This window comes from Pedobacter rhizosphaerae, assembly GCF_900111155.1.
GTDB lineage: Bacteria > Bacteroidota > Bacteroidia > Sphingobacteriales > Sphingobacteriaceae > Pedobacter > Pedobacter rhizosphaerae.
This window is the reverse complement of the sequence record NZ_FOGG01000009.1, coordinates 72,914-99,342: the sequence shown is the minus strand read 5'-3', so window position 1 is coordinate 99,342 and position 26,429 is coordinate 72,914. Positions and strand designations below refer to the sequence as shown.

Below are 26,429 nucleotides of genomic sequence, written 5' to 3'. Positions count from 1 at the left end.
AGATTTAATAACTGCGGCCTTATTATATTTATCGTTACGCTTTTGCTTTAATTGCGTCACGGATTTCGGTCAATAAAACTTCCTCTTTGGTTGGAACCGGAGGTGCAGCAGCAGCTACGGCTTCTTCTTTACGCTTCATTGCGTTAATGGCTTTTACCATCATAAAGATTACGAGTGCGAGTAATAAGAAGTTAATGGCAACAGTGATAAAGTTACCATAAGCAAATATCGCGGCACCCTCTATTTTCTTGGCATCAGCCAATGCGGTGCCTTCAGGTACTGCTCCACGTAAAACTACATATAAATTGCTAAAATCAGGTTTACCAATAATAGCAGCAACAACAGGCATAACTAAATCATTCACCACACTATCAATAATTTTCCCAAAAGCTCCACCAATGATCACACCGACCGCAAGATCCATCACGTTGCCCTTTATGGCAAATTCTTTAAATTCTTTTACAAATCCCATAATAATTAAGTTTTTAATGATTTATTTGCTAATGTAGCAAACATTAAATTCAATACAAATGTTTAGCAAATAATTTAAAAACCGAACATATCAATTGCATTTGGATTAATTCCAAGGAATATCTGAAATCATTTGTTTATTTTTGCCCCATTCTTTTATATATACTATGCTAAAGCAACATCTACAACAAAAACTATTACAGAAGTTATCACCACAACAGATACAGTTTATCAAGCTGTTGCAGGTACCTACTGTTGCCTTAGATACGAGAGTAAAAGAAGAACTTGAAGAAAATCCTGCTTTAGAGGATCCTAGTTTAATGACTCAGGATGAACCTAGAAGTGAATATGATGACTTAAATGACTCTCCAGACGACTACGAAAAATCTTCAGATGAAGGAACAGATGAGTTTAATGTAGATGATTATTTACAGGATGACAGTACCAACGATTATAGCACCAACTATAATAATGGAGACGACGATGAGGAGAAAAAAGAAACACCTATTGCCATAGAAAGTACTTTTTTTGAAAGTCTGCAAGAACAACTTGACCTTATCCCCCTTTCTGATCAGGATTTTGTAATTGGAAAACAGATTATTGGTAGTTTAGACGATGATGGTTATTTGCGTCGCCCGTTAAGCTCAATGATTGATGACCTCGCTTTCTCTCAAAATGTGATGGTTGAGGAAGAAGATGTACTGGAAATGTTGAAGCTAATCCAAAGTTTTGACCCTCCAGGTATTGGTGCCCGCGATTTAAAAGAATGTTTACTCATTCAATTAAAAAGAAAAGACGTTAACAATCCCATTATCATTAAGGCCATCAATATTGTAGAAAACTACCTTGATGAATTTACGCGTAAACATTATGATAAGCTAGAAAGAAGCTTAGGCTTGGATAGTGAGGAGTTAAAGGAAATCGTGAATGAAATCCTGCGCCTAAACCCAAAACCGGGAGATGCTAATCAGGTTACTACTAAGCAAATGCAAATTATTCCTGATTTTCACATCAGTAACAACGATGGCATACTTGTACTTACACTAAACTCTAAAAATGCACCGGAGCTAAAAGTAAGCAGATCTTATCAGGAAATGTTTGAGCATTACGACAAAGCTTCCTCAAAAGATAAAAAGCTTAAAGAAGCCGTACAGTTTGTAAAACAGAAGCTGGATTCGGCGAAGTGGTTTATTGATGCCATTAAGCAAAGACAACAAACCTTACTTAAAACGATGAATGCGATTATGCATTATCAATACGAGTATTTCTTAACTGCCGATGAACGCAAGCTTCGCCCGATGATCTTAAAGGACATTGCAGATAAGATTGACATGGATATTTCTACTGTTTCCAGGGTTGCAAACTCCAAATACGTACAAACAGAGTTTGGAACTTTCTTATTGAAATCGTTCTTCTCTGAGGCCATACAAACCGAAAATGGTGAAGAAGTTTCGAACAAAGAGGTTAAGAAAATCCTGGAAGACTGTATCGGAAACGAAGATAAACGCAAGCCTTTGGCAGATGAAAAATTAACGGAAATCCTTAAGGAACGAGGTTATAATATTGCCAGAAGAACGGTTGCCAAATATCGGGAGCAAATGAATATCCCTGTTGCCAGATTGAGGAAAGAGCTTTAGGCGGGTTTCAGTTCACAGTTTTCAGTTTGCAGTTCACAGTTTGCAGTTTGAGGCATGCAGTTTCCATGGATGTGATTCTCGATAGGGAACAGTACGCCCCCATCCTAATTCAAGCTTAGGATTGGCAATTGGCACAGCATTGAAGCAGGAAAACTACCATATTTTGATATAGGAAGGAACCTTATAAATATTGTTCAGCAATAAGCCTAAAACGATCTCATGACTACCGTTACTCACCTGATTCAAATCTGAAGTTGTAAAATCATAAGAATAGGTGAGGTTTACCATTTTCCCAATATTGAATCCAGCCATTGCAGAGAACGAATCATTTTTCCTGTAGCTGCCCCCCAGCCAAACCTTATCCTTAAATGCCAGTTTAGCATTTAAATCTACAGAAACCGGGCTAGGTTGAACGTACTTAACCATAACTGATGGAATGATGGCAATTTCTTCATCAACAAAGAATTTATAGCCTGTTGTTGCAAAAAAGTGTGGCACTTCCTTCCCTTGATTAAAGGTGTTATCTCCTGTAAAGCTAAGTTTTTGGGGAAGAATCTGCTGTACAGAAAGCCCTGCAAACATTCGGGCACCGTAAAGCCATAAACCTACACTTAAGTCGGGCTTAACCTGGTTAACCAGTGCCCTGTTAAGCGCAGGATCATAAGGCGTATCAAAAGTCAGTTCATTCACATCAAGTGAAATACTTGAAATACCTGCTGCAATACCTGCAGATAAATTGAAATTATTACTCAATTGTAGGTGATAAGCATAAGTAACGTTGGCATCCAGTCTTTTTATCGGGCCTGTTTTGTCCAAAACTGCCGTCACTCCCATTCCATGATGTGATGGTGAAGACATATAATTCTGGGTATAGCTTCTATCCATTGGATCCCCCGATTGTTCGGGAAAAGAGGTTAGTGCATTACTCCAGAGCTGATTATCTCCCAAAGCCCAATGCGCAGAAACAAAAGAAGTTTGAGGAGCATCTGTAATTCCACTCCACTGTTTGCGGTATCCTCCCTTAAAATCTATATAATTTTCTATTCCAGATAAAGCAGGATTTAACAAGTACTGATTAAAAATATACTGTGTATACTGAGGCTTCTGCTGAGCAAATGCTTCAACACATAAAAATGTGGTTAGTATGAGAAAGATTCTTTTCAATTTATCTGATTAGCGTTAATGATCCTGTTACTGTTTTCCTACCGTTTCTAGGATTGATAATATAATAATAAACACCTACCGGAAGCGCTTCATTTTGATAGGTTCCATCAAATGGTATTTTATATCCACTACTAAAAAACACCCTGGCCCCGCTTCTGTTAAAAACTTCCACCGTTGCATTTGGATAGGTATCTAAATATTTAATATTCCACACATCATTTACATTATCCCCATTTGGGCTGAAGGCATTTGGAGGTGTTAAAACTTGTAAAACCTTAACCATTACTGATGATGAGGCACTACAATTCTTATAGCTGGTTGCTGTGAGAGTATACTCCGTATCCTGTTCCGGAGAAGCAACTGGATTGAGTATATTATCTTGTTTTAATCCTGTTGATGGCAGCCATTTATAAGTTAAATTAACTCCCTCAGCTCTTGCTGGCATAGCGATTTCACCCCCGGCTAAAATGTAAATTACTGGCCCGGCATCAACTATTGGGGATTTATTTACCACAACATTTTGCGTAATGAATGCCGGACAACCATTTGCTGCAGTAAAGGTATAGGTAATAATGTGCGATCCAACATCAACCAACTTCGGATTGAAATTTCCTAGCTCATCTATCCCCTCTCCAGTATACTTACCGGTGCCTAGAATACCTGAAGTTTCCCGCGCCTGATTGATCATTACATTTCCATCGTTTTGGCAAATTTCGGGAATCGCTGCAAATAATAATTGAGGTATTGGCTTTAAGGTAATTTCTTTGTCTTTGAGTTGAAAACAATTTTCACCTGAATATGCGATCAATCTTATTGTAAATTTCTTTTCTACATTACCACCAAAAGCTGGATAAGTTAAAGCTATATCCTCTGCTGTGGGATCAACAATGGTTTGAAAATCTTCAGGAGCATTAACAAAATCTTTATAGATTAAAATCCGGGTTATTTTTCCAAAAAACACCGTTGAGGTATTGTTGATAATCACCTTTTGATTACTGCAAAGATTTGCCTCATTTTGCACGATAAAATCTGCCTTTTCTACCGCCCCGTTAACTACAAAATCCTGACTTATTGTTGATTCACATCCGTTAACATTGGTAATTTTAAGCGAAACCCTGTAAGTCCCTGCTACTTTATAAATATGCTTTCCGTCTTTGAGGTTAGAGGTGTTCGGATTAAGGGCTGTTGAGTTTGCTAAATCTCCAAAAGTCCACTCATAGTTTAAAGAGCCGTTGCCATCAGATGCATCAGTAGATTGATTAACAAATAATGCAAATGGATCTTCCAAACAGATATTGGGCATGGTAAACTTAGCCACAGGCAAATCAGCTACCGTTACATCAAATGAAAATACATCACTTTTGCAGCCTAAAGCAGAAGTAGTAACAAGCTTGATGGTATACTTACCTAATTTATTGTACTGATAAGAAAAAGGAGCCGCAGTGTTTTTATCTACAGGCGTACTTCCATCACCAAAATCCCAGTTCCAATTAACAATTGTATTAGGCGTTAAACTACTGCTAATGGTTGATGCATCTACAATTTCAAAACTCTTATTGATACAGGCAGTTGCCAGAGCACTGAACCTGGAAACAGGTTTAGGATAAATTAAAACAGTTTGTGGAGGTGCCGGATCAGAAAAACAACCGGTTCCAGCCCTAACTGATAAGGTTACATTATAAGTACCCTCCGCAGCATATTGATGTTTGGGATTTTGCTCTGTAGATGTCTTTCCATCTCCAAAATCCCAGAACCAATCTGTTACGGCAAAGTTTTGTGCATTAGGCACACTTTGATCTGTGAAGCTGATATCATTTTTGGCACAACCTGATTCTTCTGCCTTAAATTTAGCTGTTGGCAGATCATAAATAGTAAAGATGTAATTGGTAGTCAAATCGCCACTATTACAATTTGAGGCATTATTGGGCACATGCGCAATTACCTCTAACTTATATTCTCCCGCAACGGTATAAGTTTTGCTCACCGGATAACGGTAAACATATATGGTTTGCCCATTGATGTTCTTGATTTCTGGCGTAGGGTTGGAAATAACATCTGGAGTACCATTTTCTAAAGTCCAGGTTATTCTATCGGCCACATAAGGAAGATTTACCTTAAAATCAACCTCTTGCCCCACGCATCCGTTTGGTCCCTCCACCATCCGGGCATCATTAACTACCGTGAGGTAATTATTCGAAGATAGATTAGTTCCTGCAGAATAGGAATATGATTCAGCTTGCCCGAAACCATAAGCAATTGCATTAAATCCATCATCCGCTTCTAAAGTAATACTACTTTGCGAAACTGGAATTTGTGCATAAGAATAAAAAGAATTACCAGCGAGCGGAATCCAGTTTGCAGCAACAGGCACGTTATTCATCTTAAAGGTACTGGTTTTGCTACTGCGCATCAATACATTGATGTACCTGCTGGAAATGGCCTGCAAAATGGAAGAAAACACAGTAATCCCTTTAATATTAAACTCTACCGGGTTGAGCATAACCATTTCCGGATCTCCAATTATATTCCCTCCAGTAGCACTGGAACATGCCTGGGTAAGGGAATACTGTGCTACACTAATTAACTTATCGGCCGAAACATAAGTTGATTCATTAAGTATGGCACTCTCATGAAAGGAGCCTTTATTTAAGGTATAGGTTTGACCGTTATAAGTAACCGTTGTGTTATCTTCCTGCGCAAGTATTCTAAGAATATAACGCCGGCCTATAAAAGGAACAACCCCATAATTTTTGCCCCAGCTTGTAGTAGGATATAATTGCTGATACAGTGGATCCTGAGAGCCCGAACAAGCAATGTAAAGCACAGAACTGCCCGAAAATGCAGCAAATCTCTTGCAAGACGATGTTTCCTTATCTACTTCTACATATACTCCGGTTAAATCGCCAAAATTATTGGGCATGTATTCGTATACATCACCGGGGTTATCCAGCGTAATCTTTAATACATTCCCATTCTTTTCATGTAATAAAATAGTGGTATTGGCCTCTGCAGCTACCAGTGTAAGATAATTATTTCCCTGAGGTGCTCCACTTAACTGAGTGTAATTCATGGAATAATAGGTTTGCCCCAAAGTTTCATAAGGCAATATTAGAGAAGCTGCCGACCTGGCTGCGCCGTACATGTGTGCGTAAGCGGAAACCTTCGGTTTGCCATCGGCAACTTTAATATGGATACCCCTGTTTATGAGGTTGGTATTGGCCTCCACAAAATTCACATATGCCTGCGCCCAGGTTACATCAAATTGAATGGCGGTATTGGCAGGAATATCTTTAGTTTCAGTGTAACTTCCGCAACTAACCGTTACCCTTGACTGAGATTTAGAGGTAACGAATACCGCAATATTGGCGTGATTGGTTGTGGTAGTACCTCCATTCCCACTGGCAACATGCGTAGGAAATACCGCCCAAAAATCATAGCCTTCATTTGAAATGTTCTGCCCAAAAACAGAAGCTGAAAAAAGCACAGCAAGGAATAAAACTAATAAGCAAATCTTATTCATCACTTGATTAGTTTAATTGAGCGGGAATGGTACATTACACATAATATAAGTAAATGCAATATACTACTTCTCCAACACAAGAAAAATATCCTACTTAAAAATTGATACTTTTTTGTCGCCTAAAATGGAGGTTTGTGTAAATAAGTAGAGGGTTTGTGTAAAGTTTTTCTGCACATCATTTTTTTTTCCTAGTCAAGCGGATCTGATTTCTTTTGATCACGAAACTTATCAGTATACTCTTTTGCCCTTTCGTCGGCAGAAACATCGTTATGATCTTCTGGCTCAAGATTGTTATCTAACCGATCATTCCAGTTATCCAATCCCTTTTTAACCGATTGTTCGTCATTACCTTCCGGACTGAAAGTCTTTTTTCCTGCCGGGCCTTTTGGGGTATTTTCCATTGTTTTGTGTTTAATAATTAAACAAGTGAAAGGGGATTAAGTTTGGAGTTTTGAATTGGGGTTAGTTGGGAGTTGTGGGCTTGGAGTTGGGAGTACAAAGCATATAACCTGCAAGAGCTCTATCAATTAGTGGCAATATAAATTCAAATAGTTGGGAGTTGTGGGATTGGAGTTGGGAGTACAAAGCTTTCAACCTGAATGAGGCCTATCAATAGTGGAAATGCAATACAGATAGTTGGGGGTTTGGAGTTGGGAGTACAAAGCCTTCAACCTGAATGAGGCCCTATCAATAGTGGAAATGTAAGTAGATAGTTGGGGGTTTGGAGTTGTGAGCTGGGAGTACAAAGCGTAAAGCCTGCATGATTACTAAATGAGCCTAATGGATTAACAACATAGGAAATAGCTATCCTCCTAAAGTCCAACTGATGGCCTTTCATTCACTCCATTTAATCTTCGTGAAAAATTTAATGTGAAGAAAATATTAACAAAGCAATAATAGCATCCGATTAAAAGCAAGTCGTAATAAAACTTACTTCGCAGGCTCATCTTTAGCCTTTTTAAATTCTTTAACACTTTGGCCTAGGCCTCTCATTAATTCTGGAAGTTTTTTACCTCCAAATAGTAATAAAGCCACAACAACAATCAATACAATTTCTATAGTAGACATAAGCTTCTTTTATAAATATATACGTTAAACAGTAAGTTTAAGATTTACTAAGGTAATCAATTGTGATAGATTGCATTCAATTTTCTGGTTTTTACTTTTGGTACTGCGCCAAATTTGATAAATTCTGAAAATCCCTTAAGCTGTTTTATGGCTTTAATGGCTTCATAACCAGAAATAGAACTTCTGATTTTATTCAACAGCAGGGTATCTGTTTTAAAAAGATCTGACTTATTTAACAAACCCTTCTCCATTAATTCTTTTATCAGTTCGGCCATCTTCCCATTGGCGTACAAATGCAAGGGTAGATTAAAGACTTCATTATTTAATCGCTTAAAAACATCGTTAATCCACATAGCCTCTTCCTCACTACTCACCTCAATCACGCCCTCCTTTAGCACAATTGATTTTAAAAATGTTCTTGCCCTTTGTCTCGAAATTACACCTCCATGAATGGCATCCCGCAACGTATAATCTAAACGGTCGGCACAAAGAGCGGGCAAAGGTTGTTCCAGGATTTCAAATTTACCACTAAAAATTTGTTCAATGTCGTATCCATGATTTTGAAGTACTTTAGGAATTTCAGATTGAATAATTACTTCCTCAAAAACCTGCTCGTGAAAATCTTCCTCCAGGTTTTCAAAAACGTAATCGCCTACGTGTGAAAACGCAGTGTGAGACACATCATGGAGTAAACCAGCAATTTGCTCCAACTCCGTTCCGCCCAACATTTTAATGAGCATGGTAACCCCTATCGCATGTTCTAATCTGGAATGGCAAATATCTGGATTAACCAAAAATATAGCACCACTTTGGTGTATGCCAGCTAAGCGTTTCAAAGCTGCCGTATTCAGCAGATCTGCAAATACCTGTGGCAACTCCATTTTACCATATAAGAAATCATTTACCTCAACCATAACCAGATATTTAGTGTTTTACTTTAAAACAAAAATACTAATTTTTTTAGTAAAAACCAAGGGTAAATTGCATACTTACCGGCAAAAAGCTAGCTATCAGCCATTAAGTTTTTGAGTATTATGCATTACGCTTCACTACATCCACCATGTGGTCTAAATCAAACGGCTTTTGAATGTAGTCATCGGCTTTACAATCTTCAGCCTGTTGTGGTAAATCATTAGAAGTAGAGGTGAGCACAGCCGATACGTCTTCGGTTTCGGGTGTAGATTTCAATTCTTCTATCACTTCAGATCCTTTTTTAGTTCCTTTGATGTGATCATCAATAATCACTACATCTGGCTCTATTTCATCGATTTTCTCAATGGGTTCTGTAGTTAATGAAGCGGTGACTTCGAATCCTTCCTCCTCTAAAACCTGATCCATAATATTCAAAATATCTTTATTATCCTGAACTAGAACAACCTTTTTCTTCATGTAACCTTTTTGTATTAAAATTTCAATTAAATATACCAAAACGCTGTTTCATTCAGCAACGATTTGCAACATTTTTTATCACCTGTTCGTCTGTTTTTAAAGCCCGTTGGTCGATTACTTCATGTTACTGGTATAAAAGCTCAGTTTACCTTGCAACGTTTCGGAAATAGCAGCGTCATATTGACGAAACTTAACAAAACGTAATAAACCAATTGACAAACATTTACTAAATCAAAATATTATGAAAACCGCTATCAAAACCCTAATCGCCACTTCATTAACCGCTCTTATTTTCAGTACTTCATTATTTGCTACAAGTGTTTCCGCAATGGAAACTAAAATATCAAAAACGATCGAAAACAAAAATATCAGACGAATCTATGTTAAAGGAAATGTAGAAGTTCTTTTAATACAGGGCACAGCAAAAGGTGTTTCTTATACCGATGATAATACCGGAACAGCAAAAGTTACTCAGGAAGGAGATATTCTTCGCATTACTTCAACCGATAGACACCTTACCAAGCTGATTGTATATGTTAATGATATTTACAGAATCGACGCTTCCGAAAATGCTGTAATCAAAACCCAGGGGAAGCTAAAGGTCAAATATCTTCAGATTTTTATGAAAGGAAATGCACATGCAGACTTAAACACAAGCACCATAGGTTTATACACGGTTATTAATGAAAATGCAGATCTAAAATTAAGCGGTTCTACAGATGACCATACCTTGGTAATGAGCAAAACCCCCAAATTAACCATCGATAAATTTGCTGCTTTAAAAACAAAAATCAGCAGCATTGAAACTTTAGCTATTGATAAACAAATAGCTGTAGTGAGATAAAATTTTGCACACACAAATGAAAAAAGGCTGTTTCATAAAAATCGATTGTCAATCCTGAGCTTTTCGAAGCACCTGATTAAACCTAGTCAGGGCGTTTTCGACAAGCTCAACGTGACAGATCTGAATAGAAATTTAATTTATGACACAGCCTTTTTTTTACGATCAAGCAAATAACAAGGTGTTTTTAAGAGAGTTGTTTTTCTAAAACAACTTCTGTGATATTGTTCCCTTTGCTTGCTACCTCTTGTTTTTCAGGAAGCGGGTATTTAACGCCTACCCTCAATGCCTTTAATCCTGAAACTCCCTGCAGTTCATCTAATTCCAACAGCTCCAAATCGTCGTTTAAATGGCCTTGAACCTGCATGTACTTAATATACTCCATATATTCCTGTGCTTCATCAGCATGAAAATATACCATGGCAATTTTATCAGGTTGTGTTAAGCGTTCATTGGTATTTTTAATCAATACCTTATCAATTCTTTTCTTAACCACTTCATACCTGATGTTGTAAGCACCTTCCACATCAAATCTCCTTTCATCATTTCTAAAACTGATATCAATGGCGTTAGAGTGTACAAAAATAAGCTGAGTAGTTTGCAAATGGCGTGGCATATCATCTATAAGCCCTTTTGATAAACGGGCAATATCTACCATAGAGGTGAGCTGCCATAAACGGATATTCTTAAGATATAACAGATCAAAAGGCTTTTCAGGAGCAATCTCCTGGCCAATGTAAATATCATACTCCACCCCATCAGTTCTAAACTTGGCAAAATAACAAGGATAAGATGCCTGAAGGTTTTGCTGTGCTTTTTCCAAATACTGACTTACTTCAGTGTTAATCAATTGCATGGATATTTCCAACTGTCTTCTGTTTAAGAAAGCAGCACCTGTTTCAGGAACGATAACTTCAAAATACTGATCAATGATGGTTCTGGTATCAGGATGGCTGGCTTTAATAATAGAGAGAAAAGGATAAACTTCTGTTTCCAAAAACTCATTTAATAAACTCTCCTCATTGGAAGAAGCAAAATCTTCGATCCGCTTAACCCATTCATTGCAATTATAAAGCAACTTATCTGTAAGCTCCAGGTTAACCTTTTTACGTAGCGCCTTCAAGGTATCCATCAAGCTGTTCAGCTGGATTTCCATGTCGTCTTTTAAAGCCTTATTTCTTTCGATGGTAGAATTTCTGATATCAATAGCACCAAACAAAGGAAACATATGTTTGAACGTAACGGTTTCTATCTCCTTCAATTTTTGCTTATTCTTATTTCCCTGAAGAAAATGCCAAACGACTTCATTAAATTTCCATTGCACAGAAGGCTGTAAAGCGGTAAACTTATCCATTAATACCTCATCCATTTTGGCATCAAACTCTTCTATACTGTATTGAAAAAGCTGTCCGATGAGTGGCATTGACGGACGTAAACGCGAAAGCAAACGATCATCTACTACAACCTCCTGGTTAGAATAAACTTCTAAAACACCAGCCAACTGCGTATTGTAAAAAATCGGGAGCACGGAATAAGAACAAACACCTGCTTCTTTTAATACTCTTAAGAAAGGATCTTTTTTTATCTGGTCATCATTTATTGCACTTACAAAAATGGCGCGTGGATTTTCTTTGTACTTATCTACAAGAGAATAGAACACCTCTTCCTCAAGGCTAGAATCTTTTGCCGAGTTGATGAGCATGCTCTGCGAAAACTCTTTACTATCAAATATCAGCTTATTATTAACTGTTAAAAAGGGCATCAGGCCAAATTCAAGATTTGCATTGCCACTTAAAGTTTTTAATGCCTGAATAACATGGGTATAGGCTTCAGACTGGTAGTCGTGATTAACAAGTGCATCACGGATACCATCTATAGCATGCTGTAAAGTTACATCTGTAATAGAAATTACACTAAACCCTTCAAAGTGAAAGTTAGTTAACGGAAGGATCTGTGTAAGGTATTCCAGCTCACAGTTATCATGAAACTGCTGCCCAAGCTTTTGAAAGTTAATTTCAGGCAGATCTCCCTGATGCAGAATATCTACAAATTTAGTATCTGTTTGGATATTATAGTACTGTGTTAACTTTGTTTCAGGATTAACATGGGCATATATAATTTCGTTCTTTAAAACGTATTTAAAATTATAGAAACGTTCTAAAATCAGGTTGTATATAAACCTCAACTGGCGCTTTTCTAATGATTCGCCAGTTTTATCTACCTTATTTTTCGGATCGTGATCCTTGAAGAACTTATAGAATGCGTTGGTACTAAAAAATATCTCGTCGGGGATTGGCGTACTTAAAGCCCAAAACATATCTTCTTCATTAGCCATTAAAGGCGTAAGAATTGTAAAAATCAATTCTAATGTATCTTTATATTTTGCAACTTCCTGTGCACTTATATTGCCCAGTAATTGATCATTTTTCTCGATCTTTTCCAGTAAAAACCTGTAAAACTCTGATTTCACGGTTTTTTCTGTTCTTAATCTGTCTTTCAAATATTCCACAAGGGGACGAAAAGACAGATTTGATTTCACCTGGCAATGAATACATTCATTCTTGTGTATCTGTATTACATTGGTGTTCATGGGTATAAATTTTCTATAATTGTTAAAATTAAATGATGAATGAGAGGTGGATTCGGGAGAATAAAATATCGTATCTTACTATTAATCAACTGCAAAGATACACACCAAATATCCCATTGTTCGTCTTTTGAACGTAATACTTGGTATGTACCCTAATTATATGTTATACAAATTTAATACCTAAAATTGAAAGATACATAAGGATACCATCCTTCTGTAGAGTGTGCCATTACAAAACGTACAACCGCTAATGATGCAGGCGCAAAATAAACTCCTCCTCCTACGCCATGATGCCAGATATCGGAGGTTTCGTTTTTCTTCCAAACCCTACCTACATCATAAAAACCCAATAATCCTACCTGGCCAGGTAATACGTAACTCACCAAATCGCCTAGTTTTGCACGTAACTCCAGATTATTGTAAAATACATGATCACCGGCAAATCTAAATTGGCGGTAGCCCAATAGGTTACTCTGGCCGCCTAAATATTGTGCCTGGTAGAAAGCAGGCTTCCCTACCGTAATACCTCCTCCAAAACGATCTGCAAGCACAAATTTCTTTCTGGCATCTAAGTTCTTGTAAAGCGAAATACTAGCTGTAAACTGTCCGTATGAATTAGAATATTTGTTTACACCTTTATAACCGACCAATTTAAAATCGATGTAACTACCCAAAGTAGGGAGCAAATCATTATCCCGTGTATTATTGGTAAAATTAATAATGGCACCCGCAAACATTTTTTCGTTGCGTACCGTTAAACTATCGTAAGAATGCAGCTGGCCGGTATTTTCGATAAAACGACCATCGTTATCTTCCTTGTTATATTTATAATACTGGTAAGACGGACCAATGCTAAAAGTAGACTTTGGTCTACGCCACCTGATTGAAGGATCTACCTCATAGAGATTAAATCTAGCCCTGTAATAGGAAATCTCCTGTGTTTCATTATCAAAAGGTGTATTATTGCCTAATCCGAAAAAGTTCTGGGTATTGTTTGGCGCATAAGCATCGGCTTTTAAAATAAAATCGGCCTTGCCTAATGCCTTTAACCATTCTCCCTTATAATTAAACCTAAACGCACGTGTAGAGAAAGAATGCAGGAATGATATGGTTTGAGAGTTTCCATAAGGTTTCTTTCTAAAGCCAGGATTGGTTTGGTTGTACATTAATCCCAACAATAATCCATCATCATTATTATAACCGGCATTTAAGAGCAACAGCCTTCTCCTGTACATATCTTTATGTACATGGCTAAAATTAGATGTATCGTTGGCAAGTATCTTGGTTATTTTATGATCATCATCACCCAAATAGGTTGCTTTATCGGTTCTGCCGTAAAGCCTTACTTTGGCATGACTGTTTTCGAAATTATAAACCTTATTTCCTTTGCCTCCAATAATCCTGATTTTTATGTTCGAAGTTTTGTTATCCAATATCAAACTATCATTTCCGCTGTGCATATACACCCTTAACTCCTGCGTAACTTTCGGATCGAAGGTACGGTTGAATAATTCCTCCTTGATATTGCCTTCTTTGGAAATTTTATTAATTTTTACTGACAAAGCTTTGTTGGGGGCGTCGGTAATCTGAATCAATTCATTCTTATTGCTTACTTCTATATCCACTATCCGGTTAAAAAAGTAATAATATTCATCCATATACCCTGGCAATTCTTTCAGTCTGGCTTTCATCAGCTTCATCAACTCATCGTGGTGCATAGAATAACCCGGCTCTGGCAATTTTTTCAAAGCAGCTTCAAAAACTTCGTCATTAAATTTAGCGCAAAAATCCTTCACCACCTGATCCCACTCCTTCTTGTCTATATTAGCTGTCCAACGGCTACTTAATTCTCTTCCCTCCCATAAAAACCAGTTTACATTTTTTAATGGGCGTTCATACCCCTGCATCATTGGCAACAATGAAGAACTTTGTGCGAGACGTTGAATCAGGCCATCCGATTTATAAAATACCTGGTCGCGATCACGTGGCACCGGGATATAGTGCGATCCACCATCTTTCTTTTTGGTTTCTTTCCAGCGCCACTGGTCTTCATGTCTATCCCAATCGCCCAATAAAACATCAAATGCCCTGGCCCTAAGCCAGGCCGGACCATCTAAAGTGTTATCATTATCATCAGTTAGTTTCTTATCCATTTTTGGAGAGTTATCCGACTCACCAAGTGGTTCCCGTTCTTCCAGCAAACAAAGCGTATTGGCAAAAGCAGCCTCAAATTCACCTAAATTATCATCTGGAGAAACCCATCCAATTACAGGCGTACTGTGTGGAATTCCTCCTGCCTTAGCCAATACCGGAACAACGAGTGCTGTAAAGGGATTTTGTGCAGACATATTATCCTTGATTACATCTTTGGCAAAGGTTTCTCTAAGCTGTGCCGGCAACAAGACTTCAGGATATTTCTCTACACTTCTTAACACCCACTCCTTACCATTTTTATCTTCCAGCCTAAGCGATCTGGACTGATTTCCCCCGCCCCTTTTAGTTGCCTTTAAACCACCCGCAATTTTCGAAATCCGCAGTACAGGCACTTTGGTTTTTGCGGCATAATCTTTACGGTAATTATCGCCAAAAAGATACCGGTGAAAACGCCCAACACTATCATATTCAGGTTTTATCTGGACAATCATGCTATCTACAGTAATGGGCTTATCTTTTATACGATCTTTGTAAGTGGGCTTTTCATATTTTTTAACATAGGTATATACACTTTTTACGCCGGTGTCTGCGTAAACGTAATAAGTGTAACGCATATCGTTATTATTGAGCTGATCTGCAACCACATACCCCTGTTGCATTTCGTTAAACAGCGAACTCTTACCTCCACGGTTAGGCGAAATTTTTGATCCAGAGCCACTAATTACCTGCAATTGTTTGCCCTTTATTAATTGTAAACCATGCTCGTGCCCGGCAACATAGGTTACATTCGGGTAATCCCCAAAAACATCGGTTACCGATTTAATCATATCCTTATAAGCGGGATGATTTAAATCTTCGGGACTAAGTAATGTTGAACGTAAGAATGGATATAACGAACCTACTACCGGAAGCGGAATATATAAATTATGATTAAGCGCTGTTAATGGAAATAAATGATTGCGCAGGTTAAAATAGCCACCATGTGGGCCATAGCTCTGGAAAGGGTGGTGTGAAGCCAAGAGAATTACCCGATCCTTATTTTCTTCGAGTAATTGTTCCATACGCACTAAAATGTCATCTTTCGTTCTGCAATCACAATCCCCATCTGGATTTTGTTTATCATAAGGAAAAAGCCACCATTCGCTATCATAAGCAATAATGGTGAGTTTATCACCTAGCTTAATGGCAACAGGATCAGGACAACCATTGGCTGGGATTAATTTTAAAAGCGGATCATTTTGAGTCGCAAGGAAATTGCCTTGAGCTTTGATCTTAGCTAAGCCATCAGGCCCGGATTTATCCCAATCGTGGTTTCCGGGAATGAAGTAAACCGCAGCACCCATTTTACGCATAGGTTCAAACTGCGACCGCAGTATTTTCTGTGTGTCTTCTTCATTTGCACTCCCGGGAAGCCCCATTCCTGTAGGATAAATGTTATCGCCCAGGTAAAGTACAGTTGTTTTCCTGGGCAAAATCTGTTTGGCCGCATTCTTTAAATCCTGCATCTGACCCGCATTCATTTCTCCTGCATCACCAAATAAGATTACCCGGTATTTAATATCGTCTTGGGCAAAAGCAATCAGGTTAAGTAGTAATAAAATTCCAATTAGGGTAAATCTTTTTATCATGTATGATGGGATGGATGATGTGATTATTGAATGAGTGAATTATTGAATGATAGAATTATTGAATGATAGAATGATGGAATGAGTGAACTAGGGCTTGTGTTTAAACAATAGAATATTGCCAGCTGAAAGTGTTCCGCCTTCATTAGAAATATAAAGGTTATTGTCTTTATCGAAAGCTATGCCCTCGGGCTGGTTGAAATGACTCCCTTTGAGTGGATAAGTAGCCTTAATTTTAAAATCAGCATCAGTTACCACCAAAAGTTTATTGATAGAAGATAAAACATACCATTCTTGTGTTGCCGGATTTTTAGCTAAGGCAGAAGGACGGAATTTCAGTTTTTTATCACCCGATAAATCTGCTATTTCCTGGTAAGCCAAGGCAAATTCACCATCTGCTTTTAAGCTGCCATCTTCTGCAAACTGAAAGGCATAAATACTGGTGTGCTTAGCCTTCGCATCAGCCTTGCTCTCTTTAGTGAGGATATAAATCTTACCGTTTTTATCATCTGCTGCCAAACCTTCATATTCAGCTTTTGGCACAAGATCCTTCGTTTTAATTACATTAGTAATTTCTGGCTTGCCCACTTCTGATAATGGAAAAATATGCAACTCACCATTGCTTTTGAGCACAGCAACCTGGTTTTTAATGATGGTTAAGTCTTCATAATCGCCCTTACCACCAAATTTGGAATACTTTGCTTCCTTATCTGCTAAACCCAGATGAAAAATATCTCCGTCTTCATCTTGTATTGCGTAAACCTGATCTGCTTTTCCCTGGTTAAAAACAATACCCGAAATTTCAAACAGGCTTTGTGGCATATTGTACTCTACAGGGTTTTCTAAATCATAAGGAAGTTTTGATGGGTTTACTTCTGCTGTTTCAGTTGTAGTGTTCTCCTCATGCTTGCCATTTACACAAGAAACGCCAACAAAAGCGATTAATACGGTTGATATTGCAAATAAAATGCCTTTTTTGTAATGTTTCATAGGTATGGTTTTATGATTTATTTTTTAAAAACTGGTAAATTTCCTGCTGAGACTCAACAGGTTTATTGGTACGGGCAACTGGAACATTATCCATTTGCGCATTAATGATTACAGCCTGTGTATTGTCTTCCTGCTGAATATGAACCAGGCGGATCAGCTCATGCTTTATCTGCTGGTCATAAATAGGAAAACACACTTCTATTCTTCGGTAAATGTTGCGGTTCATCCAATCCGCAGAGCCTAAATAAACCTCGTTTTGACCGTTATGGTGAAATATAAATATGCGGCCATGTTCTAAATAACGATCAATAATTCGGGTAACTGTAATATTTTCACTCATACCCGGCACTCCAGGAATTAACCTGCAGATACTGCGCACAATCATATTTACTTTTACACCGGCAGATGATGCTTCATAGAGTTTATTAATCAATACCTTCTCTTCGAGGTTATTCATTTTGATCGTAATTGCGGCAGGCCTTCCGGCTTGGGCATGATCAATTTCTCTATCTATTAAATTTATAAATTTTTCCTGAAGATTAAACTGTGCAACCAAAAGATGTTCAAATTTGATCAGATCGGGTTTGCTGGGTTTCTCTCTCTTCGCTAAAAAGATAAACAACAACTCTACTTCCCGAAGCATATCCTTATTGGCGGTCATTAAAATGTGATCGGTATAAAACGCAGCGGTACTTTCATTAAAATTCCCGGTTGACAGTAAACCAGTATACTTCATTCTATCGCCTACTTTACGTTTTACCAGGGCCACTTTAGCATGAACTTTCAACGCGGTAACGCTATAAATGATATCAATTCCAACAGCCTTCATCTTCTTAGCCCATTTAATATTGTTGGCCTCGTCAAACCTGGCTTTAAGTTCTACCAAAACAGTTACCTTCTTACCGTTTTTAGCGGCACTGATTAAGGCATTTACAATTTTAGAATCACTCGCAACCCGATAGAGCGTAACGTAAATTTCTGCCGTATGCTCATCTAAAGCCGCTTCATTAAAAAAGCGAAGCACGCTATCATAACTTTGATAAGGTGTATGAACAATAATATCCCGCTGGTTTATGGCCTCTGTTAAGGTTCCTTCAACAATATCGGTATTGCATATTTTAGACCAGGAAGTATTTGAAAGTTTCGGGTTATTTACCGGAAAGGACATCAAATCTTTTAGGTTGTGGTATTGGCCACCCTCTACCAAACTCCTCTTGCGCAGGTTAAAAAGGTTCTTCAATAGCTCCAGAACATTGTCCGGGATACCTGGTTGGTGTAAAAATCGGGTTGCCAGGCCCAAATCCCGTTTAAGAAGTTGCTTTTCCAGTTGATCAGAGAGGCTACCAGAATATTCATCCTTGAGGTCTATCTCAGCATCTCTGGTTACTTTGAAACTATAACATCCTGTAATTTTATGTTCAGGGAAAAGATAATCCAGGTGGTACCGAACAATATCATCTAAAAATACAATAGAGGTTTGTTCTTCCTGGCTTAGCTTATAAAAGCGTGGCAGTTCGTTTGAAGGAATATTTAGAGCCACTACCTTGCTTACTCCTTCCTGTTCCAGTGTAATTAAGAAATACAGTTGGTTGTTGGCAGGAAAAAAATCTGTTTGGTCGTTTAAATACACGGGCTGTAAAAAAGCCATCACCTGGCTAAAGAAATACCGAGTAATGTCTTTTTTAATGGGCTCAGAAAAGGGTTCGGCATAGAAAAGGGCTATTTGATTTTGCTCTAAAGCAGGGATAATACCCTGTTTCAGTACCTCACCATATCGCTGCTGTTGTGAAGTGATTAACTGATTGGCTGCAACCAACAAATCTTCTTCTAAGCGAATATCGTTATCATCCCTGTTGCTCAACTTTTCTAAAGCCAAAAGCACAGGCATCCTTACCCGGTAAAACTCGTCGAGGTTGGAGGAAAATATAGATAGAAACTTAATTCTTTCCAAAAGCGGGACTTCCGTTCTTTCGGCTTCCATCAAAATCCTTTCATTGAACTTTAACCAGCTCAAATCTCTATTAAAAAGGGCTGTGGCAATCATTTCTTCCATTAAAGTTTACCGTAAGCTGCGTAAGCAATAATGAATGCAAAAACCGCGGCAATTAAACCCCACATAAAAATATTATAGGCTAAACGGATCAGTTTGTACTTCCGTCCTAAAACAACTCCCTGCGAGTAAACATCGGTAATCAATGTTCCGTAAAGAAAATCTTTGTCGTTCATCACCTGAATCATCCCCTCAGTATAGCTGGGAAGCGACATTTTATAGAAATTGCCAAAGAATAACAGATTTACTTTTTTCTTGTCTAAATCATCCTGACTAAATTCACCTTGTGGGATGGATGGCCGGGTAGAAAGAATGGATACAACCACACAAGAAAGGCTCACCATCAACAAAATGAAGGTTGGGATAATTAAGTTGCCATGATCATCTAACCTGCGCAGCAACAAACTCACAATTAAGGAAAGAATAATGGAGTTTACAGTAATTAAAATATGTGCCTTATTATCAGCCATATCACTCAACCGCTGATTATTAGCCGAGGTGATCCTAAACATGGTCTCTATTCCCTTATCAGGGCGATCATCTTTATCTTTCTTATTTTTGGGAATAAATATAGAGGCATCTGCTTTTGGCTCTTCAATTTCAGTCGCAATCTCTTCCTGAACGCTGAGTTTACTCTTCAGCTTTTCTACATTCTTTTGTTTCTGATCGTTAAGGAGCAGGTTAGCATAATCGGTATGGTAATGGTGAGATTCCATAAATTCGATATCCTTTTTGCGCCAATCCAGTTTGCTGATATCCTTTTTATAAATCAGCTCTACTTCTTTGTGCATTAACTTCCCCTTCCTTCTAAAATCGGCTAAACCCAGGTGAAAAAGATCTGCATCGCAAATAATTTTATCGATCTGAGTATGGGGTTGCTGAGGGATTTTAGTACTTAAAATTGCACTCTTTACTTTTTCACGTACTTCAGCAGAAACCTGTTTTGCCTGTAAAAACTGATCTGCCAAAGCTGCCCCCTTGGCTTCATGATTTAAGGCATCTTCAAAATAACCGGTATCGTGAAAATAAGCGGCTACGGTTACTGCAAAAAAATCTTCTTCGCTGAGCTGGTAGTGATTGGCAATTTGTTGGGCGGCACTAACAACCTCTTTGGTATGTTCTAAATTGTGATAAACCAACCTGGGGTCGGTATGTGTATCGAAGTATTTGCTTACTTCTTTTTCTACATCATTTTGTAGTTTCTGATAATTCATGAAGTTATTGCTGAGATAATTATATCGATAAGACCTTCGTTACCTACCATCTTATTTACCGTGTATAAAATTACGCTAATTTTGATAAAAAAAAGCGTTGTTCTTACTAAACAATAATAATGCCTTATTTCATTGATGGCAGTGCGGATGCTATGTGCAGTGTATCCGCTTGTCACTGATTGTTTTCCGATAATTTGAAAGCCCATCCGCTTCAAAAATTATTGCCAGGGAAACATAGAAAATATTATCCAATGATGTTGTAAGAAGTGATGGAGAAGGCTGGTGGAGACACCAGCCTTAAGAGGAAAAAACAGCCTTTAGAGAAAATTACTATAAACTAATATGATAAGAAACTTCATAAGCCTCCCATTGAGCCGGAACTTCTAGCTTTTGGGCCAACTTATCCAGTACTGATGTAGGTACAACTTCTTCCCTATCATTATTCTGCTTATGTAAATTTCCAAACGGTACTTCTACATAAACAATTTTTACTTTTGCTTTATATGTACTGAAAAGATCTATCAATTGTTGTCGCATCTGACTTGTGGTATTTGTTGCGTTCCAAACAAATGAACGTTGCTGACGAAGATAAATCCTAGCCTGTTCCTTCGCTTCTTGAATTACCCTTCCATTTCCATTTTTATCAGATGGGGATATTCCTCTTTCCTGACGAATGCGATCTAACGATACAATGGGCCAATCGGAATAATTCTTTTTAATAAAAGTATCTTTCCCCGATCCTGGTAAACCACTCATCAAAACCACTTCAGCAATAGGCTCTTCAAAAGGAACATAATCTACATAAGCATCATCATGTTGCATATAATACATCAAAGCATTGCCAGAAGTAAACTGCCTGCCATTATCCCAGCAATTATTTTCTTTACAGAATTCCTCAAAGCAATCAATCCTATACAACATTTCAGCTTTATCAGGGCAAACACGCCCCATCATATCTGCTCTTGCCAATAAGACTAACCATTGCATATTTACCTCCAAACTTGCTTTAACCAAGGTTTTCAATGGATCACTTTTTTCGAACAACCAAATAGGCAAACCATGATGGCGAACCAGGGCTACTATCTGTTCTCTGATTAAAAAAGGTGTAGGTAAATCTAAATAAAGCAACTGACGCGTAAATTGAGCTCCCTTTCTGGCATGACCGGCAGAGGTTATACTACCATCCGGTTCAAAAACAGTAGTACTATACTTCTCAACATCATGCAATAGTGCAGATGCCCATACAATCTCTTGATCTTGTTGAGCTAGCGCAATAAAAGCGGGTTGATTTTCTAGCTCAGCCAATACCATTTGAGTATGAACGGCCACATTTCCTTCAGCATGATACCGAGAATCTTGCTGCACATGCTGCATCCGCTTTACCCAATCAAATCTACTTTCTAAATAAGACCAGTCCTTATTTTCACTTATCATCCACATAATTACCTCCTTCGTTTAATAATGCTGCACGTTTCCAATTTCTTGTCCAATGTTCATCCGTTTTCACATGTCCTTTACGTACATATTTGAAAACGTTACGAGCAAAGTCATCCACCAGATACTCATCAGCATTCCGTGTAACAATTCCCTCCATGGTGGTACTTTTTTTCGTGTACACATCATAAGGATTAAATTCTCCCGGCCCGGTTACCAGGTTTAGCATCTCAGCTTCAAACTGCTGTTGATTTACCGGTGTCTGTTCTATTTTGACTATAGGTACAGTAGGTAAATCTAACATGCTGGCATAAAATACTGTCTCTTCCCAACTCAACCAACGGTTATGCTCTCGAATGCCAAACACATAAAAATGATGGTCTAGTTTCTTATACTCTATAGAGTGAATTGCATATAAATTTTCCATAAAGATTTCTAAGTCTCCAAGATCATTTTTCACCAGATGCCAGAATTGTCTTAAACTTTCTGTCCATTTTGACACTGTAGGTGCTGCATGAGAACGGGCAAATACACCATTCCTGGATAGGCAGTTGTTCTCCCCATCCAGTTTTTCCGTATGTATTAATAAGGGAATATGTTCTATATAGTCCCAATAGTCGTGCTGTATTCTATCATCGCTTGTTGTTCCAGGGGAAAAGGGATAATGATACGTACGACTATATTTTTTTGATATAGTCATTTTTGTAATAGTAAAATAAAATAAATAAGATATTACTCCCTTCCCGAATGGGAAAGGTCATTTAACAATTAATATGCAAACGAAATTACATGACTCAAGACTTAAATTGTTTGTGAGATTACAAAGATAGAAAACTAATTTACTTTCTCTGGGTTCTATTTCATTTTTATCGGCTATATCATCCAAGTACAGAAAGACTTAAGTTCTGTTACAACTAAAACAAATCGGCCTTTATGGTCTTAACCGGATTTCCACGCTCGAGTACATTATGCTCCTGCCACAAATCTTGTTGCTGAAGCATTAGCTGTTCTGCTTGCCAAACCAGAAGTTTATTTCTCAACCTTTCTAAACACAGCTTTTTGTTTTCCAGCTGCGAACGGCTATCCATTGCCATTACTTGTATTCCTGATGGAAGGTGGGTGCCACGCACTGCAGTTTCTACCTTGTTAACGTTCTGTCCGCCAGGACCGGAAGACCGGCAGGTTTCAATTTTAACATCCTTTAGATTCCATTGCAATAAACTTTGAACATCAAATGCAGATATGCCTACAAACCAGTTCTTGCGTTTATGGTACTTTCTGTAAGGGCTTTGCGCTATCCACTGGATTGTTCCTTTCCATTCAGCAATGAACGCAGTTAAGTTATTTCCCGTGGCCATTAGCGCAACAGATAATAGTGTTCTATTTAACACCCCGGCTTTACTGTCCAGCACCTGCAAATCAATCCCCTTAATTTTTGCGTCCTTCATCAATAGACTTTGCACACAGGCAACTACCCGGCAGCACTCTGCCGGGCCTTTACCCGATGTAATTTGTATGATCATCTTTTCCATACTATTCTTTATTCATTCTAACTATTCGTGGAAAAAACTTACCCTGAATATTAACGAGGTCATGCTGCGCCCTAATTACGGTTTCTATGTCTTTGTAAGCCAACGGATTTTCTTCTACCGTACCTCCAATCAGCGTAACACCTGCCGTGCCCAGCATTTTCTTCATTGCAGAAACAGTCATGTTATCTTTGGCCTTCTGCCGGCTCATTGCCCTGCCAGCACCGTGCGAAGCAGAGTAAAGAGACTGTTCAGCTCCCTTCCCTGATACCAGGTAAGCGGGTGTAGTCATGCTGCCCGGAATAATACCCAATTCATCGCGATGGGCGGGTGTTGCTCCTTTGCGGTGCAAAATCACTTCCTTACTATTTGCAAGCCGATCTTTCCAGGCAAAATTATGGTGATTATCCACTACCATCATCGCTTTCAAGCCGAGTGCTTTTAATAAATTGAGGTGTATCCTTTCATGACAAGCTTTTGCGTAATCTCCGGCCAAGGTCATGCTCATCCAATACTCTTGTCCGGCCTCACTGTTCATATCCAGCCAGGCTAATTGTTGTGCATGTCGCGGAAGTTTGCAGCTGTTCATGGCTATTTGCGTATAATGTTTAGCAATGGCCGAACCTAAACCACGACTACCAGAATGGCTGAGTAAAGCCACATATTTCCTGGCTGGTAAACCCAGTGAATTTTCAGGGAGCATTTCTATCTCTCCAAATTCCACAAAGTGATTTCCCCCTCCTGAAGAGCCCAATTGCCTTACTGCTTTGCCTCTTAAAGGTTTTAGAAAAGAGAGTTCATTAAATAAGCTGCTTTCTAAAACCTCATGCTCTTGCCTGATCTCTAAACCACCCTCCATACCAAAATGGGTAAAACTTTTTAGGGCCTGCTTAATCTGGTAGGCATATCTTTTTAAAAAACCATCATTCTCATCCACAATCGACAAAGCCATTCTACAGCCAATATCCATTCCTACAGCATAAGGAATTACCGCATTATCCGTTGCCAGCACTCCCCCAATAGGCAAGCCATATCCCATGTGCGCATCGGGCATTAAAGCACCTTGCACACTCACCGGAAGTAAGTTGGCTAACTCCATTTGCCTTTTAGCAGATGCCTCAATATGCTTTCCGCCATAAGTTTTACACAATACCGGCTCCTCTCTCAATTCATAGGTTTGAAATGAAACGGTCTTGGTTTTACCGATTATTTTCCCGGCAATTTTTTGTGTGAGTTCATTATCCAAAAATGCTTTCGGATCATGCTTTATATTCACCAAAAGGTCTAGCAATTCTTGCTTACTATGGTGTTTAAAATTTTTAGCGGCTAAACCAATAACCAAGCTTCTCAGCTGATCGTTGTGATAACCAATTTTACTTAAATCTTTTGTTCTTAAATTGCCCATACGGCTTAATTCTTCTAATCTGGGTTGGCCCTTTGGCCATCAACCCAGAATTTCTATTTGGCAATAGCATAACTTTTCAATAGAAAGGCATAGCTTTTCTACCAGTCTGCCCGGCTGCCAATAATTTTAATTTGATATGATCTCGATTCATCCACGAAAAAGGATATACCCTTACATTGATGCTCAAAGGGATAAGACAGACAAGATAAACTGGATTTAACCGTGCAAATTGTTTAACTGTTTAATTGCTGAAGTGCTTAACTGAATTAAAAGCAATATCAAGGTCGAAATAAACGGTTAATAGTACAAATTGTTGAAGCGCTTAAATGGCTCACTTCACATTAACACATTAAACTATACGAGAAAACACAGTATTTGCCTGCCTGTTTAGGCAATGAGCGAAAGGGGCGATATGTAGAATTGCGCTGTCATGATTCCTATAAATTAAATGGTTAACGAATAAGGAATTGTGGCAAAGATAGAAAAAATAAACGATTTTCTAATGGTTGATCGTTTTCTTACAAAGCTATTTATGATCTAAAGGCTTCAGTATTATAAAACTCTAACCAAAAACAGGGTGCCAATTTTGTCTCCCATAGCTTCCCTCATTGCGTTACGGGACTGATCTTCAACAAATCCCTAGTATTCGTAACGGATTAGCGCTCCGGCTAAAAAGCAAAGTAACCTTTTTTGTTGGTGAGAATGGTTCGGGAAAAATCCACTTTTATCTCCGTCATCTGACGGGTGAGTAATTTGCATTGATTTTAATTACCTGAAGCGTTTTCATCCTCTTCTAACCACTCCTTTGGGAGTTCCATTTTAGCTAAAGACATTTCAATTAATATTGAAGCCTGTGGTTTTCGTGCCTTGGAGGCAATGGTGGCCATAAAAGATTTTAAACTGTTCAAGGCAGAAAAGTAATGTCGATCAAGCATCTTCACGTATTCCAAATCTCTAGAGGGAGATGTATATGCAAGGTTCGATTGTTCTGAACATGAATATTGTACGCGATCCAACAACCCTATTCTTTCGTTAATGGCCATCAAGGCACTTGCCGTAAGCAGAACACCCTTAACATTTACAATTCGGTTATTTTGAATGCTGTACTCCCATCCGTTAAAAGATATTGTACACGCTCCCCTTCGTAAAATAGATACCGTTTGCGGAACAGGCACCGGATTACCCTTAATGAGCTGCTTGTTAAAATGATAACGCGTTTCAATAAGTTGCTCAATTAGTTTATCACCATCGATCATGGCTGATTGCGCATTTGAGTAAAATGATGCTAATGCAAGCCAGGCTGTGAGGAGTATTATTGAAACGCGTATCTTTTTCATTGTACTAACAA

Annotated in this window: 19 protein-coding genes; 2 read left to right on the top strand and 17 right to left on the bottom strand. The window is 38.3% G+C overall.

The genetic code is table 11. From position 1 onward, the window contains the following. Positions 1 to 34 precede the first annotated feature (34 nt). A complete protein-coding gene (mscL, locus tag BMX11_RS09440) occupies positions 35 to 472 on the bottom strand; it encodes a large conductance mechanosensitive channel protein MscL (protein ID WP_090883773.1) in 438 nt (145 codons plus the stop codon). 166 nt (positions 473 to 638) lie between these two features. Between mscL and rpoN the strand changes: the two genes are divergently transcribed. Continuing rightward, on the top strand, positions 639 to 2,108 hold the full coding sequence (gene rpoN / locus BMX11_RS09435; protein ID WP_090883772.1) for an RNA polymerase factor sigma-54: 1,470 nt from the start codon (positions 639 to 641) through the stop codon (positions 2,106 to 2,108). 153 nt (positions 2,109 to 2,261) lie between these two features. On the opposite strand, the gene BMX11_RS09430 is transcribed toward rpoN, so the two are convergent. The 6 genes from BMX11_RS09430 to BMX11_RS09405 form a co-directional block, all read right to left on the bottom strand. After that, positions 2,262 to 3,272: a PorP/SprF family type IX secretion system membrane protein gene (locus BMX11_RS09430; protein ID WP_090883771.1), complete on the bottom strand. Its 1,011-nt coding sequence runs from the start codon at positions 3,270 to 3,272 to the stop codon at positions 2,262 to 2,264. A gap of 1 nt (position 3,273) precedes the next feature. Then, a complete protein-coding gene (locus tag BMX11_RS09425) occupies positions 3,274 to 6,792 on the bottom strand; it encodes a gliding motility-associated C-terminal domain-containing protein (protein WP_090883770.1) in 3,519 nt (1,172 codons plus the stop codon). Between the two features lie 188 nt (positions 6,793 to 6,980). Further along, complete coding sequence (locus BMX11_RS09420; RefSeq protein ID WP_090883769.1) at positions 6,981 to 7,193, bottom strand: hypothetical protein; 213 nt, start codon at positions 7,191 to 7,193, stop codon at positions 6,981 to 6,983. A 529-nt stretch (positions 7,194 to 7,722) separates the two neighbouring features. Next, positions 7,723 to 7,860: a twin-arginine translocase TatA/TatE family subunit gene (tatA, locus tag BMX11_RS09415; RefSeq protein WP_090883768.1), complete on the bottom strand. Its 138-nt coding sequence runs from the start codon at positions 7,858 to 7,860 to the stop codon at positions 7,723 to 7,725. Positions 7,861 to 7,916: 56 nt separating this feature from the next. Next, the gene (locus BMX11_RS09410) at positions 7,917 to 8,774 is read right to left on the bottom strand and encodes an HD domain-containing protein (RefSeq protein WP_090883767.1); all 858 of its coding nucleotides are present in this window, start codon (positions 8,772 to 8,774) and stop codon (positions 7,917 to 7,919) included. A 118-nt stretch (positions 8,775 to 8,892) separates the two neighbouring features. Further along, on the bottom strand, positions 8,893 to 9,249 hold the full coding sequence (locus BMX11_RS09405) for a response regulator (protein ID WP_090883766.1): 357 nt from the start codon (positions 9,247 to 9,249) through the stop codon (positions 8,893 to 8,895). Between the two features lie 241 nt (positions 9,250 to 9,490). Here BMX11_RS09405 and BMX11_RS09400 point away from each other — a divergent pair, with 241 nt between their 5' ends. Next, entirely contained in the window at positions 9,491 to 10,093 is a 603-nt protein-coding gene (locus BMX11_RS09400) for a GIN domain-containing protein (RefSeq protein ID WP_090883765.1), read from the top strand. 184 nt (positions 10,094 to 10,277) lie between these two features. On the opposite strand, the gene BMX11_RS09395 is transcribed toward BMX11_RS09400, so the two are convergent. The 10 genes from BMX11_RS09395 to BMX11_RS09345 form a co-directional block, all read right to left on the bottom strand. After that, positions 10,278 to 12,560 (bottom strand): GAF domain-containing protein, encoded by a 2,283-nt coding sequence (locus BMX11_RS09395; protein WP_139180153.1) that lies wholly within the window; start codon positions 12,558 to 12,560, stop codon positions 10,278 to 10,280. Positions 12,561 to 12,853: 293 nt separating this feature from the next. Continuing rightward, complete coding sequence (locus tag BMX11_RS09390) at positions 12,854 to 16,462, bottom strand: BamA/TamA family outer membrane protein (RefSeq protein ID WP_090883763.1); 3,609 nt, start codon at positions 16,460 to 16,462, stop codon at positions 12,854 to 12,856. An 87-nt stretch (positions 16,463 to 16,549) separates the two neighbouring features. Next, positions 16,550 to 17,449, bottom strand: coding sequence for an SdiA-regulated domain-containing protein (locus BMX11_RS09385; RefSeq protein ID WP_090883762.1), 900 nt, complete (start codon positions 17,447 to 17,449; stop codon positions 16,550 to 16,552). Positions 17,450 to 17,459: 10 nt separating this feature from the next. Continuing rightward, positions 17,460 to 19,502 carry a polyphosphate kinase 1 gene (gene ppk1, locus BMX11_RS09380; protein WP_245738625.1) on the bottom strand — a complete coding sequence of 681 codons (2,043 nt, stop codon included), beginning with the start codon at positions 19,500 to 19,502 and terminating at the stop codon, positions 17,460 to 17,462. Continuing rightward, a complete protein-coding gene (locus BMX11_RS09375; protein ID WP_090883761.1) occupies positions 19,502 to 20,713 on the bottom strand; it encodes a Pycsar system effector family protein in 1,212 nt (403 codons plus the stop codon). Before BMX11_RS09375 ends, ppk1 begins: the two co-directional genes overlap by 1 nt. 330 nt (positions 20,714 to 21,043) lie before the next feature. Next, on the bottom strand, positions 21,044 to 22,153 hold the full coding sequence (locus BMX11_RS09365) for an AAA family ATPase (protein ID WP_175474519.1): 1,110 nt from the start codon (positions 22,151 to 22,153) through the stop codon (positions 21,044 to 21,046). Further along, the gene (locus tag BMX11_RS09360) at positions 22,137 to 22,847 is read right to left on the bottom strand and encodes an RNA ligase family protein (protein ID WP_090883758.1); all 711 of its coding nucleotides are present in this window, start codon (positions 22,845 to 22,847) and stop codon (positions 22,137 to 22,139) included. The genes BMX11_RS09365 and BMX11_RS09360 overlap by 17 nt, the downstream gene beginning before the upstream one ends. 214 nt (positions 22,848 to 23,061) lie before the next feature. After that, positions 23,062 to 23,679 carry a peptide chain release factor H gene (prfH, locus tag BMX11_RS09355; protein WP_090883757.1) on the bottom strand — a complete coding sequence of 206 codons (618 nt, stop codon included), beginning with the start codon at positions 23,677 to 23,679 and terminating at the stop codon, positions 23,062 to 23,064. Position 23,680: 1 nt separating this feature from the next. Further along, on the bottom strand, positions 23,681 to 25,081 hold the full coding sequence (locus tag BMX11_RS09350; RefSeq protein WP_090883756.1) for an RtcB family protein: 1,401 nt from the start codon (positions 25,079 to 25,081) through the stop codon (positions 23,681 to 23,683). Between the two features lie 764 nt (positions 25,082 to 25,845). Beyond that, positions 25,846 to 26,418: a hypothetical protein gene (locus tag BMX11_RS09345; RefSeq protein WP_090883755.1), complete on the bottom strand. Its 573-nt coding sequence runs from the start codon at positions 26,416 to 26,418 to the stop codon at positions 25,846 to 25,848. Positions 26,419 to 26,429: the final 11 nt, after the last annotated feature.

Coding starts and splice junctions, on each gene's coding strand:
- mscL (WP_090883773.1), bottom strand. CDS start 472: ATGGGATTTGTAAAAGAATTTAAAGAATTTGCCATAAAGGGCAACGTG.
- rpoN (WP_090883772.1), top strand. CDS start 639: ATGCTAAAGCAACATCTACAACAAAAACTATTACAGAAGTTATCACCA.
- BMX11_RS09425 (WP_090883770.1), bottom strand. CDS start 6,792: ATGAATAAGATTTGCTTATTAGTTTTATTCCTTGCTGTGCTTTTTTCA.
- BMX11_RS09420 (WP_090883769.1), bottom strand. CDS start 7,193: ATGGAAAATACCCCAAAAGGCCCGGCAGGAAAAAAGACTTTCAGTCCG.
- tatA (WP_090883768.1), bottom strand. CDS start 7,860: ATGTCTACTATAGAAATTGTATTGATTGTTGTTGTGGCTTTATTACTA.
- BMX11_RS09410 (WP_090883767.1), bottom strand. CDS start 8,774: ATGGTTGAGGTAAATGATTTCTTATATGGTAAAATGGAGTTGCCACAG.
- BMX11_RS09405 (WP_090883766.1), bottom strand. CDS start 9,249: ATGAAGAAAAAGGTTGTTCTAGTTCAGGATAATAAAGATATTTTGAAT.
- BMX11_RS09400 (WP_090883765.1), top strand. CDS start 9,491: ATGAAAACCGCTATCAAAACCCTAATCGCCACTTCATTAACCGCTCTT.
- BMX11_RS09390 (WP_090883763.1), bottom strand. CDS start 16,462: ATGATAAAAAGATTTACCCTAATTGGAATTTTATTACTACTTAACCTG.
- BMX11_RS09385 (WP_090883762.1), bottom strand. CDS start 17,449: ATGAAACATTACAAAAAAGGCATTTTATTTGCAATATCAACCGTATTA.
- ppk1 (WP_245738625.1), bottom strand. CDS start 19,502: ATGGAAGAAATGATTGCCACAGCCCTTTTTAATAGAGATTTGAGCTGG.
- BMX11_RS09375 (WP_090883761.1), bottom strand. CDS start 20,713: ATGAATTATCAGAAACTACAAAATGATGTAGAAAAAGAAGTAAGCAAA.
- BMX11_RS09365 (WP_175474519.1), bottom strand. CDS start 22,153: ATGTGGATGATAAGTGAAAATAAGGACTGGTCTTATTTAGAAAGTAGA.
- BMX11_RS09360 (WP_090883758.1), bottom strand. CDS start 22,847: ATGACTATATCAAAAAAATATAGTCGTACGTATCATTATCCCTTTTCC.
- prfH (WP_090883757.1), bottom strand. CDS start 23,679: ATGGAAAAGATGATCATACAAATTACATCGGGTAAAGGCCCGGCAGAG.
- BMX11_RS09350 (WP_090883756.1), bottom strand. CDS start 25,081: ATGGGCAATTTAAGAACAAAAGATTTAAGTAAAATTGGTTATCACAAC.
- BMX11_RS09345 (WP_090883755.1), bottom strand. CDS start 26,418: ATGAAAAAGATACGCGTTTCAATAATACTCCTCACAGCCTGGCTTGCA.